The organism is Curtobacterium sp. VKM Ac-1395, assembly GCF_015350975.1.
In the GTDB taxonomy this organism is placed as follows: Bacteria; Actinomycetota; Actinomycetes; order Actinomycetales; family Microbacteriaceae; genus Curtobacterium.
Genome location: NZ_JADKRX010000003.1, coordinates 318,687 through 331,173, shown reverse-complemented (window position 1 = coordinate 331,173; position 12,487 = coordinate 318,687). Strand labels below are relative to the sequence as shown.

Sequence of the window (12,487 nt, the reverse complement as noted above, 5' to 3'; positions counted from 1 at the left end):
CTAGGGCACGGGGTGGTCCCGCGCCCGCAGCCGTGCGGGACTGTGCGAAAGCGGATGTCCTACGGGAGGACGACGACCTGCGCCCCGAAGACGAGGCCGGCGCCGAACCCGATCTGCAGGGCGAGGCCGCCCGACAGGTCCGGGTGCTCCTCGAGCAGGCGGTGGGTGGCGAGCGGGATGCTCGCCGCTGAGGTGTTGCCGGTGGTCGTGATGTCGCGACCGATCATCACCGAGTCGGGGATGCCGAGCTGCTTGGCGAACTCGTCGATGATGCGGATGTTGGCCTGGTGCGGGACGAAGGCGGCGAGCTGGTCCGGACGCACGCCGGCGGTCTCGAGCGCTTCACGTGCGACCTTGACCATCTCCCAGACGGCCCAGCGGAAGACGGTCTGACCGGCCTGCCGGATCGTGGGCCGGGCGGCGCCGGCCTGCCACTCGTTGAACGTGGCGGTCATGCCGATCGCGTCCCACTTGGAGCCGTCGGAGCCCCAGATGGTGGGCGCGATGCCCGGGAAGTCGCTCGGGCCGACGACCGCTGCGCCGGCACCGTCACCGAGCAGGAACGAGATCGAGCGGTCGGTGGGGTCGACGATGTCGCTGAGCTTCTCGGCGCCGACGACGAGCACGTGGTCGGCGATGCCGGACTTCACGAACGAGTCGGCCTGCGCGATGCCGTAGGCGTACCCGGCGCACGCGGCGCTGATGTCGTACGCGGCCGCCGGCGTGGCGCCGATGCGCTCGGCGAGCAGCGCGGCCATCGACGGGGTGGCGACGGTGTTCGTGACGGTGCTGACGAGCACGACGCCGATCTGGTCGGGAGTGAGACCGGCCTTGGCGATGGCCTCGAGCGCTGCGGCCTCGGCGAGGTCGACGGCCTCGACGTCGGCACCGGCGCGCATGCGGGTGACGATGCCGGTGCGCTGACGGATCCACTCGTCGGACGAATCGATAGGTCCGACGAGGTCGTCGTTCGGCACCGTGAGTTCGCCGCGGGCGGCGCCGAACGCCATGATGCGGCTGAACTCGTGGCCGCGGCGCTGCGCGAGCACGGGACGCGCGGCGGCGTCGGGCTGGGTGGAGTCGGGGGTGAGGGTCATGCGGGTACCTCTTCGGTCGTGAGGAGCTCGATCGCGGCGGGCAGGTCCTCGGGGGACTTGACCGCCACGGTCGGGGTGCCGCGGAGGCCGCGCTTGGCGAGCCCCACGAGGGCACCGGCGGGTGCGAGTTCGATGATCCCGGTGACGCCGGCCTGCTGGAAGGACGTCATGACGGCGTCCCAGTGCACGGGGCTGGCGATCTGCTGGACCATGAGGTCGACGAACCGACGGCCGTCGTCGACGCGGGAGCCGTCGGCGTTGGTCCAGATCGGCAGGGTGGGGTCAGCGACGGCAGCGGCGGCGGCGACGGGAGCGACACGGTCGACCGCGGGGGCCATGTACCGCGTGTGGAACGCACCGGCGACGGCGAGGGGGATCACCCGGGCCTTCGTCGGGGGAGCGGCGACGAGCGCGGCGACGGCGTCCGCGCTGCCGGCGACGACGGTCTGGCCGCCACCGTTGTGGTTGGCCGGCACGAGGCCGTGGGCCTCGAGGGCCTGCGCGACCTCGTCGGGGTCGCCACCGAGGACGGCTGCCATCGAGGTGGGTTCGAGCGCCGCGGCGTCCGCCATGGCCCGGCCGCGCTCGGCGACCAGGGCGACGGCGTCGGTCGGCTGCAGGATGCCGGCGACCGCGGCGGCGGTGAACTCGCCGACCGAGTGCCCGGCGACGCCGCCGACGTGCGCACGGCGACCGTCGGCGAGGAGCGCGTCGGCCGTGATGAGCCCCGCGGCGACGATGAGCGGCTGCGCGAGCGCGGTGTCCTTGATCGTCTCCGCGTCGGACTCGGTGCCGTGCTTCGCGAGGTCGACGCCGATGGCCTCGGACCACTCCCCGATGCGGTCACGGACGGCGGCGTCCTCGAGCCAGGGCGCGAGGAATCCGGGGGTCTGGGAGCCCTGTCCGGGCGCGACGACGACGATCACCGGACAATCCTTGCCCTCGGACAGGGCCGCGCCCGTGTGGACTCCCGACACGAATCGGGCCGAGACATTGTGGGACCTCTACCGTCGGCCGACGCGGCGACGACCGGCGGTCGACTCCGACATCGCCCCGAGGATGAGCGCCGACTGCACGATGAGGGCGTCTCGGGCGTGGGTGGCGTCCCACCCGATGATGTCCGCCACGCGGCGCAGACGGTAGCGCACGGTGTTCGGGTGCACGAAGAGCTCGCGCGCGGTGGCCTCGAGCGAGCGCCCGGTGTCGAGGTAGCACCAGAGCGTCTGCAGGAGCTCCGTGGACTGGTCCTTCAGCGGCACGTAGATGCGCTGGACCAGGGCCGACCGGGCGAGGGGGTCACCGGCGAGTGCCCGCTCGGGGAGCAGGTCGTCGGCGAGGGCAGGACGGGGCGCACCACGCCACGCACGGGCCACGGCGAACCCGGCGAGGGCGGCCTTGGCGGACGTGGAGGCGTCGACGACCCCGGCGACCTCGTTGCCGAGCACCAGGTGCCCCTCGCCGAAGAGCGGTTCGAGCGACTGCGCGATGGCGGTGAAGGACACCGGTTCCTCGCCCTCGGGGACGTCGTCCCGCGGGGTGGCCCGACCGATGACGACCACGAGCCGGGAGCCCTGCACGCCGATGAGCACGTCGGCGTCCATGTGGCGGGCGGTCCGGCGCACCTGGTCGACTTCGAGCTGCTTGGGGGCGGTGCCGACGAGCACCGCGACCTCGCCGTGGCCGTGCCAGCCGAGCGCGGCGATCCGCGACGGCAGTTCGTCGTCGTACTCGCCGGAGAGGATCGAGTCGACCACGAGGGCCTCGAGCCGGGCGTCCCACAGTCCACGAGCCTCGGCTGCCCGGGCGTACACGTCGGCGGCCGCGAAGGCGATGTCCCGCGAGTACTTCAAGATGGCCTCTTGCAGCATCTCGTCGTCCTTGGCGCGTTCCTCGACCACGGTCACGACGACCCGGATGAGCTGCAGGGTCTGCTGCAGGCTCACCGAGCGCAGGAGCTCCCGGGGCGCGGAGCCGAACACGTCGGCCGCCGCGATCCACGGCGTGGAGGCACTGCCTTCGAGCCAGGAGATGAACGAGGTGATGCCGGCCTGCGCCACCATGCCGACCGCGGAACGGCGCCCGGGCGGCATCTCGCTGTACCAGGGGAGCGTGTCCTCGAGCCGCTTGATGGTGGCGGTGGACAGCTCGCCCGACACCTGCCGGAGCCAGGAGAGCGCCCGTTCACGGTCGTTCTCCCGGCTCGCGGCATCGGTGCGGACAGTCGTCACCGGGTGATCAGTTCTCGCCGCCGGCGCTGCCCGTGGTGCCGGCGGTCACGTCGTGCAGGCGGTACTTGTCGATGGCCTGCTGGACGAGTGCCGCGTCGACCTTGCCCTGGCGGGCGAGCTGCTGCAGCGTCCGCACGACGACCGAGGGGCCGTCGATGTGGAAGAAGCGGCGGGCGGCCGAGCGGGTGTCGGAGAACCCGAACCCGTCGGCGCCGAGCGTGGCGTAGTCCGTCGGGACGAACGGGCGGATCTGCTCCTGCACGAGGTGCATGAAGTCGCTGACGGCGACGACGGGGCCCTCGGTGCCGAGCAGGCGCTCGGTGACGTACGGCGTGCGTGGCTGCTCGTTCGGGTTGAGGAACGCGTGCTGCTCCGCCGCGACACCGTCGCGGTACAGCTCACCCCAGCTCGTGACGCTCCAGACGTCGGCGGACACGCCCCAGTCCTCGGCGAGGAGCTGCTGGGCCTCGAGGATCCACGGCACGGCGACACCGGACGCCAGGAGCTGCGCCTTCGGGCCGTCGTGGTCGCTGCCCTTGAGCAGGTACATGCCCTTGGTGATGCCCTCGACGTCGACGCCCTCGGGCTCGGCCGGCTGCACGATCGGCTCGTTGTAGACCGTCAGGTAGTACATGACGTTCGGGTCGTCGTGCTTCGGCGAGCCGTCCTCGTTCGTGCCGTACATCCGGTCGAGGCCGGCCTGCACGATGTGCCCGATCTCGTAGCCGTAGGCCGGGTCGTAGGACACGACCGCGGGGTTCGACGCGGCGAGGAGCGGCGAGTGACCGTCGGCGTGCTGCAGGCCCTCACCGGTCAGGGTGGTGCGGCCGGCGGTGGCACCGATCATGAACCCGCGGGTCATCTGGTCCCCGGCGGCCCAGATGGCGTCGCCGGTGCGCTGGAACCCGAACATCGAGTAGAAGACGTAGACCGGGATGAGCGGCTCGCCCTGCGTCGAGTACGAGGTGCCGACGGCCGTGAAGGCAGCGAGGGCGCCGGCTTCGTTGATGCCGACGTGGATGATCTGCCCCTGCGGGCTCTCCTTGTACGCCAGGAGCAGCTCGCGGTCGACCGACGTGTAGTGCTGGCCGTTCGGGTTGTAGATCTTCGCCGTCGGGAAGTAGGCGTCCATGCCGAAGGTGCGGGCTTCGTCCGGGATGATCGGCACCACGCGGTTGCCGAAGTCCGGGGAGCGGAGCAGGTCCTTGAGCAGTCGGGCGAACGCCATGGTGGTGGCGATCTCCTGCTTGCCGGAGCCCTTCTTGACGACCTGGTACTTGGCGTCGTCCGGCAGCGTGATGGACGTGTACTTCGTCCGGCGCTCGGGGACGTACCCACCGAGCGCGGCGCGGCGCTCGTGCATGTACTGGATCGCCTCGTCGTCGTTGCCCGGGTGGTAGTACGGCGGCGTGTAGGGGTTCTCCTCGAGCTGGGCGTCGGAGATCGGGATGCGCATCTCGTCGCGGAACTGCTTGAGGTTGTCGAGCGTCAGCTTCTTCATCTGGTGGGTCGCGTTGCGGCCCTCGAAGCTCGGGCCGAGGCCGTAGCCCTTGACCGTCTTCGCCAGGATGACGGTCGGCTGGCCCTTGTGCTCCGACGCGGCCTTGAACGCCGCGTACACCTTGCGGTAGTCGTGCCCACCGCGCTTGAGGTTCCAGATCTGGTCGTCGGTGTAGTCCTTGACCAGCTCGAGCGCCTTCGGGTCGCGCCCGAAGAAGTTCTCGCGGACGTAGGCACCGTTCTCGGCCTTGTACGTCTGGTAGTCGCCGTCCGGCGTCTGGTTCATCAGGTTGAGCAGGGCGCCCTCGGTGTCGCGGGCGAGCAGGTCGTCCCACTCGCGGCCCCAGACGACCTTGATGACGTTCCATCCGGCACCGCGGAAGAAGGCCTCGAGCTCCTGGATGATCTTGCCGTTGCCGCGGACCGGTCCGTCGAGACGCTGCAGGTTGCAGTTGATGACGAAGTTGAGGTTGTCGAGGCCGTCGTTCGCCGCGACCTGCAGCTGGCCGCGGGACTCGACCTCGTCCATCTCGCCGTCACCGAGGAACGCCCAGACCTGCTGGTCCGATGCGTCCTTGATGCCGCGGTTGGTCAGGTACTTGGCCTGCTGCGCCTGGTAGATCGCGTTGATCGGGCCGATGCCCATCGACACGGTCGGGAACTGCCAGAAGTGCGGCATGAGGCGCGGGTGCGGGTAGGACGACAACCCGCCGCCGGCGTGGGACTTCTCCTGGCGGAAGCCGTCGAGCTGGTCCTCGCCGAGACGGCCTTCCAGGTACGCGCGGGCGTACATGCCGGGGGAGGCGTGGCCCTGGAAGAAGACCTGGTCGCCACCGGAGGCGTGGTCCTGCGCGCGGAAGAAGTGGTTGTAGCCGACCTCGTACATGGCGGCGCTCGACGCGTACGTCGAGATGTGCCCACCGACGGCGATGCCGGGGCGCTGGGCGCGGTGCACCGTGACGGCCGCGTTCCAGCGGATCCACCGGCGGTACCGGCGCTCGAGTTCCTCGTCACCCGGGAACTCGGGCTCGTCCTCTGGTGCGATGGTGTTCACGTAGTCGGTCGTCGGGACCATCGGCACGCCGAGGTGCAGCTCGTTCGAGCGCTTCAGCAGTCCCTGCATGATCTCGCGAGCCCGCTGGTGGCCCTGGGCCGCGACCAGACCGTCGAGGGACTCACGCCACTCGGCGGTCTCCTCCGGGTCCTGGTCGGTTCCTGCGGTGCTGCGCGGGTCCTGGTCGTTCACCGTCACCGTTGACCTCGTTCGTTCTCGTGGTGGGGACATGGTCGGCCCACCGATCGATCGGGTCGCGACCGGCGGCGGGAGCCTCGTCCACCTTAGGCCCCACGGCAGACAGACAGCCTGGGTGGACAGGTCCTTGCGTTCACGTGTCGTCGGCGTACGATTGCCGATCGTGCCTGCCGCAGACCGCGCGCAGGCGTGGATCGACGGGCACACCCGCAGCCCGAGGAAGAAGCACACGCCTGATGGCACTGGATGTCGGCTCGCTCGCGCCGGACTTCGAACTCCCGAACCAGTTCGGTGAGCACGTCCGCCTCAGCGACCACCGTGGTTCCCGCCCGGTCGCACTCGTCTTCTTCCCGCTCGCGTTCTCGTCGACGTGCACGAGCGAGCTGTGCGAACTCCGCGACAACATCGCGATGTTCCAGGACAACCGCATCGAGCTCATCGGCATCTCGGTCGACTCCAAGGCCACGCTCCGCTCGTTCGCCGACCAGAACGGCTACGACTTCGACCTGCTCGCCGACTTCTGGCCGCACGGTGCGGTGTCGAAGGAGTACGGCGTGTTCCTCGAGCACAAGGGCTTCGCGAACCGCGCCACGTTCGTCATCGACGTGCAGGGCCGCATCCGCGCCTCGATCATCTCCGAGCCCGGCATCGCCCGCGACGTCACCGAGTACCGCGCCGCACTCGACAAGCTGGCGGCCTGCTCCACCCCCGTCGCGGTCGGCTAGCCAACCGCCGACGGGTCCGGCTCCGAATCCTCCGGGGGGCGCAGACGCGCCGGACTGGAGGCACGGTGGACCACATCGACACGGGTGACGCACCGGAGACGGTCGCGTCCGACCCCTACGCCCCGTTCCCGGTGACGTCCGACCCGGTGCCGTGGGCACTGACCCGGATGGTCGTCCCGACCGCCGTCGGCGACGTCGTCGTGCACACCCGGCTCGGCGAGCGGCCCCTGTTGCTGCTCCACGGCGTCGCTGGTTCGTGGACGACGTGGACCCCGCTGCTCCGTGCCGCCGACGGCTTCGACGGCCGCGGGCTCGTGCTCGTCGACCTGCCCGGGTGGGGGTCCTCGCCGGCGCCGGCGGTCCCGCTCTCCACCGACGACGCCGTGCAGGTGCTCCGGGAGGTGCTCGACGCCCTCGGACTCGACACCGTCGACGTGGTCGGGCACTCGATGGGTGCCTTCGTCGCGATGCACTGCGCCGTGACGATGCCGGAGCGGATCCGGTCGGTCGCGCTGGTGTCCGGCACCACCTTCGCCACTGCCCACGCCGCTCGGCACCCGCTCTTCGGGCTCGTCACGCTGCCGGCGTTCACCCTGCTCCGCGCCGGCCTCGCCGTCACCCGGGCCGCTGCGGTCCCGCTGCTCCGCACGCTGGCGGCGGTCGGGCTGCTCCGGCTGCTCGCCGCGCCGGTGTTCACGCACGTCGGGCGGCTCGACCGCAGCGTCCTCGACGCCTTCGTCGAGGAGCTCCGGCCCGAGGGCTTCCTGGCGGCCGCCCGCTCCGGCGCCGCCTACGACACCGACCGCTGGCGGGGGATCACGGTCCCGGTCACGGCGATCGCCGGGCAGGACGACGTGTTCGCCCGGGTGTCGGACCTGGCGCGGCTGGTGGGCGTCCTGCCGCGGGTCCGCACCGTGCTGCTCGAGGACTGCGGGCACTTCGCGCACGTCGAGCACCCGGCCGCGGTCGCCGAGGCGCTGCTCGCCGCGGACGCCTGCGCTGCGGGCGACGTCAGTGGTACTGCGGCGGCCAGTCGAACGCAGCCGGTCGTCGGGGCACCTCGCCGATCGTCGTGACCACGAGGTCGACCTGCTCCAGGTCCCGCAGCGGGATCGAGCGCGGGTTGCCGTAGGAGCGGTGTCCGTCGACCCAGACGGTCAGGTCCCCGTGCAGCCCACCGACGTGCGCCGGACCGAGGGAGACGCCCCACTCGTCGAAGAACTGCCCGAGGGTGAACGTCCGGCGTTCGGGTGACTCGACGTGCACGATGCCCGACGTGTCGTGCGTGTGGACCTCCGCGGCGAAGTGCTCGGCCGCCGAGTGCCCGATGTCCCCCGGGATCACCACCGGCTGGTCGCCGTCGGTGACCGTGACGTGCGTGTGGACGTGCTCCGCGAGCTCCTGGCCCCAGACGTCGCGCAGCCCGGCGTCCTGTGCCCGCGCGGCGAGGTCGGTCGGACGGGGCCACGGCGGGCCGCCCTGGGGCGCGGCGCACCCGGCGAGGAGTGCCACGAGGGCGATCCCCACCCCCGCCGCTGCTGCTCGTCGCACGGGTCCTGCCTACACCCGGCGGTTCAGGCGGGGACGGGGAAGGCCTCGCGGACGCGGGAACGGACCTCGTCGATCACGGTCGCGCGCATCGCGGGGGAGAACAGCGAGTGGTCGCCGTCGACCACGTGCACGAGCTCCACGCCGCCGCTGCGTCCGCCGACGGGGTACCGCCGGAGGGCGCGCTGCCCACCGAGCCGGTCGAAGAGCTCCGCGTCGCCGTCGGCCACGATGACGACGACGTCGGTGCCCTGCGTGACGAGCGGCTTCACGTGTTCGAGCACACCACCCGAGCGGTCGCGGCGGGCGATGCGGTCGCGGAGCCACTCCGGGACGACGACGTTGTACCGGTCGCGGATCCACTGCCGGCGCGGGGACGGGGCGTCGATCGCGCGGACGGCGTCGCTGTAGGCACCGGGGAGGGCCGGGCGGCGGCGGTAGTCGTTCGGGCTGATCTCCACGACCAGGCGTGGGGTCTCCTCGTGGGCGCGTCCGGCGACCCAGGCGCCGGCGCACATGCCGACGACCACGAGCTGCTCCGCGGGGGCAGCCAGCGCCGTGACGATGGCCGACTGGTCGTCGACCCACTCCTGCGCGAACAGGTAGTCGCGTTCGTCGGCGCGCACGACGGAGCTCTCGCCGGTGCCGCGGCGGTCCACACGGACGACCCGGGCGCCGTCGCGGGCGAGTCGCCGGGCGAGCGTCACCTGGTAGTCCGAGGCGCCGACGCGGTGTTCGGCGGCACCGTTGTGCAGCACCACCACGGGGGCGTCGGGGGACTGCCGCGACGACACGCTCTCGACGGCGAACAGCCGTTCGGGGCCGAGCAGCACGATCCGCTCCGAGACGCGGTGGTCCACGTCGACCAGGGGCTCGAGGACGGGCGCGGTGGTGGGGACGGTCGTCGTCGGTGCCCAGGCGTCGATCCACGTGACGACCGCGTCGAGCGCGTCGCCGGGGATGCGGGCGTGGATGCTGGTGCCGTCGAGCAGCTCGGCGCTGCCGGGTGCCTCGGCCGTGGCCACGTCGCCGAGGGCCTTCGGGGCACGACCGCCGGGGCGCACGAGCGCGAGCGTCGGACCGGTGCGCGGGGTGAAGCGGAGCGCGGACAGGGCCTGTGCCTCGTCCGGGGTGACGTCGATGCCGATGAGGCTCTCGACGCCGTCCACGACGCGTTCGCCACCGACCGTGATCGTCGCGAGGGCACGCTGTCGGCGGAGCCAGGCGCGGCCGGAGTCGGGGGCGTCCCAGAGCACCAGCGCGTCGTCCTCGGTCGCGGCGGCCGCCGCGACCAGGGCCGCGGAGGCCAGCCCGACGAAGGCGACCTGCTCGACCCCCGTCGCGCGGAGCAGGGCTGCCGCGCGGACGGCGGACCGGACCTGCGCCTCCGGGTCGGCATCGGCGGTGGAGTCGCCACGTCCGGACGGGTCGTAGCGCACCGAGGCCACGCCACGAGCCTCCAGGCGGTCGGCCAGCAGGCGCAGCGTGCGGTACGCGATCACGCCCTCCTGCCCGAGCGGCGGGCAGATGACGACGCCGGCGCGCGCCGACGGCGGCGACTGCACCGACGCACGGATGGCGGGCGATCCCGACCACCCGTGGTGGGTCGTCACAGTGCCAGCGCGCGACGGACGTCGGCCGGCCAGGAGGCCGGGTCGGTGCCGTGCGCGGCGAAGAGGGCGATGGTGATGCGCTCGAGCCCGAAGGCCAGGCAGGCGCTGTGGGCGGTCTCGCCGTCAGCGGTCGTGATCGAGAACGCGGTGCCGAAGTGGTCCTCGTGCAGGTTCGCGGAGCTGATGGCGGTGGCCTCGCCGGCGTCGCCGTAGACCGGGGTGACGAACTCGTACTTGAGCGAGGCCTCGACCTGGTTGCGGGCGAGGATCTTGCCGACCCGGCCGAAGAAGGGGTCGTTCGCCGGCACGACGTCGATCTCGAGCCCGAAGCCCTCGAGCAGCGACCGCATCGCCGGGATCCGGCCGTCGCGGTGCTCCTTGGCGGAGTCCGGCGTGCCGATGTGGACGAACTCGTGCATGTGGAAGGCCTGCAGGCGCATCGGGTCGAGCGACGGCTCGCGGCGGAACGAGTCGCCGACGATGTCGAACCACAGGCCCTGCTGCGGGATCGTCCCGGTGACCAGCCCGTAGACCGGGTGGCAGACGGCGGGCGCGAGCATCAGGTCGGCGGGTTCGAGGAAGGACTCCCAGCGCTCCCCGCGCTCGCGGGCGGCCAGCAGCGCGCGGTGTGCGCGGTCGTCACCGGTGAAGGCGGAGATCGACGCGGCGAGGTCGGGGAACGACGCGATGTAGTCGGTCCGCTCGAACGCGGCCAGGGGCTCGACCGGCGGGAACCGGAGCACCGAGGACTGCAGGTCGGCCATCGAGCGGACGGCGGCGGCGTCGACCGCGGCGTACACGTGCTCGAAGACGCCCGTGCGGCCGTAGAGTCCGGGGGAGCCGAGGTCGATGAGCACGCGGTCCTCGAGGAGCGTCGCGCGCAGCGCCGCGCGGGCCCGGTCGAGGGCGGTGGGTGCGGTGGTGGGTTCGGTGATGGTCACAGGATCGCTCCGGTCATGATTGCCAGTCCGGCGTCGTTCTGGAGGAGACGGTCGTTGCTCACCATGACGGCGGCACCGTGGGCGTCTCGGAGGTGTCGGGAGATGCTCATCGGACCCGTCGCGGCGTACCCGGCGATCCCGACGATCCGCAGTGCTGCGGTGACGATGTCGGTGACCCGCTCGGAGGCGCCGATCTTCAGGGCGTTGGCGGCGAGGGCCGACGCGCTCGACTCGAGCGTCTCGGGGTCGTCGGCCACGGCGTCGAACCGCTCGGCCGCGTGCCGGACCGAGTCGGCCAGCAGCTGCAGGTCGACCAACAGCTCGGCGAGGCGGAGGGCCCCGGGTGGGGTCGTCCCGACGCTGGCGCGGGCCTGCTTGCGGACGGCGGCACGGGCGCGCTCGGCGGCGGAGGCCGCGATGCCGACCCACACCGACGCCCAGAGGACGTGGGAGACGGGGAGGACGGTCCGCGCGGAGATCGCCGCGTAGTCGTCGCGGAGGACGGCGTCGGCGGTGGTCTCCGCGTCGAGGATCCACCCGTTGCTGCACGTGCCGCGGAGGCCCATCGTGTCCCAGGTGGAGGTCTGCGACAGCACGATCGCGTCGGTCCGGCAGATCAGCAGGCGCTGGTCGGACGCGGGGGCGTCGAGGTCTCGGCGCGCGGTGACGAAGACGGCGTCGGCCTCGGTCGCGTAGGAGATCACCGGCGCGTCCTTGCGCAGGCGGATGCGGCCGTCCTCGGACGGCTCGATCGCACACGTCGACCGGCGGGCGTCACCGCCCACGCCTTTCTCGGTCGTCGACGACGCCACGAGGGCACCGTCGCGCACGGCCTCGATCATCGCGAGCACGCCGGCACCGTCGCCGCCGTGCCGCCAGAGGGCCATGACCTGTCCCTGGTGCATCGCGAACACCATGCCGGTGGCGGCGCACGCGCGACCGAGCTCGGTCGCGATGACCGAGAGCTCGGTGACGGTGGCGCCCTCGCCACCGTGTTCGAGCGGGACCGCTGCGGCGAGCAGGCCGTACTCGCGCATCACGGCGATCGCCTCGCGTGGCGGTCGGGCGTCGCGGTCGACCTCGTCGGCGAACTGCGCGGCGACCGCGGCCACGGCGGCGGTGCGTTCCGCGAAGCGGTCCGGTGACGTGCCGAGGACCGGGGCCGTCGTCTCGGCGACGTCCGTCACTGCGGTGTCCGTCACTGCGCTGTGGCCAGTGCCGCCGCGGCGACCATCGACTCGACCGAGGCGAAGGTGGCGCGGTTCAGGACGCTGTCCGGGAACTCGGCGTCGAGGTCGTTCTCGATCGCGAGCATCACGTTCACCGTGGCGTGCGACGTCAGGCCGAGGGCGTACAGGTCGGCGATCGGTGCGACGTCCATCGCGTCGACGGTCAGTCGGCCGTGGTCGGCGAGAGCACGTCGGACGGCCTGCTCGGCCGTCGGGTCAGCGAGCGCGACGGGCGTCGCGGCGGTGTTCGGGTCCTGGTGCATGCCAACCACGGTAACGAGGGGAGCGGCCCGGAAAGCCGCCGTGCGGGTGCGGGAAACCGCACCGACGAACCATGCGCTGTGTGGATGTACA

Annotated in this window: 11 protein-coding genes; 2 read left to right on the top strand and 9 right to left on the bottom strand. The window is 72.1% G+C overall.

Annotated elements, in window-relative coordinates:
• Nucleotides 1–59 precede the first annotated feature (59 nt).
• The 4 genes from ITJ68_RS10190 to aceE all read right to left on the bottom strand — a co-directional run bounded on the left by ITJ68_RS10190 (nucleotide 60) and on the right by aceE (nucleotide 6,077).
• On the bottom strand, nucleotides 60–1,097 hold the full coding sequence (locus tag ITJ68_RS10190) for a beta-ketoacyl-ACP synthase III (protein ID WP_194661151.1): 1,038 nt from the start codon (nucleotides 1,095–1,097) through the stop codon (nucleotides 60–62).
• Entirely contained in the window at nucleotides 1,094–2,023 is a 930-nt protein-coding gene (locus ITJ68_RS10185; protein WP_194661150.1) for an ACP S-malonyltransferase, read from the bottom strand. Before ITJ68_RS10185 ends, ITJ68_RS10190 begins: the two co-directional genes overlap by 4 nt.
• 78 nt (nucleotides 2,024–2,101) lie before the next feature.
• Nucleotides 2,102–3,325 carry a PucR family transcriptional regulator gene (locus ITJ68_RS10180; RefSeq protein WP_194661149.1) on the bottom strand — a complete coding sequence of 408 codons (1,224 nt, stop codon included), beginning with the start codon at nucleotides 3,323–3,325 and terminating at the stop codon, nucleotides 2,102–2,104.
• Between the two features lie 7 nt (nucleotides 3,326–3,332).
• The gene (gene aceE / locus ITJ68_RS10175; RefSeq protein WP_194661148.1) at nucleotides 3,333–6,077 is read right to left on the bottom strand and encodes a pyruvate dehydrogenase (acetyl-transferring), homodimeric type; all 2,745 of its coding nucleotides are present in this window, start codon (nucleotides 6,075–6,077) and stop codon (nucleotides 3,333–3,335) included.
• 236 nt (nucleotides 6,078–6,313) lie between these two features.
• Between aceE and ITJ68_RS10170 the strand changes: the two genes are divergently transcribed.
• Both ITJ68_RS10170 and ITJ68_RS10165 read left to right on the top strand, forming a co-directional pair.
• Complete coding sequence (locus ITJ68_RS10170; protein WP_194661147.1) at nucleotides 6,314–6,802, top strand: peroxiredoxin; 489 nt, start codon at nucleotides 6,314–6,316, stop codon at nucleotides 6,800–6,802.
• 65 nt (nucleotides 6,803–6,867) lie between these two features.
• Nucleotides 6,868–7,878 carry an alpha/beta fold hydrolase gene (locus ITJ68_RS10165; RefSeq protein ID WP_194661146.1) on the top strand — a complete coding sequence of 337 codons (1,011 nt, stop codon included), beginning with the start codon at nucleotides 6,868–6,870 and terminating at the stop codon, nucleotides 7,876–7,878.
• Here the strand turns inward: ITJ68_RS10165 and ITJ68_RS10160 are convergent.
• Genes ITJ68_RS10160 through ITJ68_RS10140 form a run of 5 tightly spaced genes read right to left on the bottom strand, consistent with a single transcriptional unit; the run spans nucleotide 7,814 to nucleotide 12,396 of the window.
• Entirely contained in the window at nucleotides 7,814–8,353 is a 540-nt protein-coding gene (locus ITJ68_RS10160) for a hypothetical protein (protein ID WP_194661145.1), read from the bottom strand. The two genes, ITJ68_RS10165 and ITJ68_RS10160, sit on opposite strands and share 65 nt — an antisense overlap.
• A 23-nt stretch (nucleotides 8,354–8,376) precedes the next feature.
• The gene (locus ITJ68_RS19555) at nucleotides 8,377–9,915 is read right to left on the bottom strand and encodes an alpha/beta hydrolase (RefSeq protein WP_194661144.1); all 1,539 of its coding nucleotides are present in this window, start codon (nucleotides 9,913–9,915) and stop codon (nucleotides 8,377–8,379) included.
• A 44-nt stretch (nucleotides 9,916–9,959) separates the two neighbouring features.
• Entirely contained in the window at nucleotides 9,960–10,904 is a 945-nt protein-coding gene (locus ITJ68_RS10150; RefSeq protein WP_323743276.1) for an amino acid--[acyl-carrier-protein] ligase, read from the bottom strand.
• Complete coding sequence (locus ITJ68_RS19550) at nucleotides 10,901–12,106, bottom strand: acyl-CoA dehydrogenase family protein (RefSeq protein WP_323743275.1); 1,206 nt, start codon at nucleotides 12,104–12,106, stop codon at nucleotides 10,901–10,903. Before ITJ68_RS19550 ends, ITJ68_RS10150 begins: the two co-directional genes overlap by 4 nt.
• Complete coding sequence (locus ITJ68_RS10140) at nucleotides 12,103–12,396, bottom strand: acyl carrier protein (RefSeq protein WP_194661143.1); 294 nt, start codon at nucleotides 12,394–12,396, stop codon at nucleotides 12,103–12,105. Before ITJ68_RS10140 ends, ITJ68_RS19550 begins: the two co-directional genes overlap by 4 nt.
• Nucleotides 12,397–12,487: the final 91 nt, after the last annotated feature.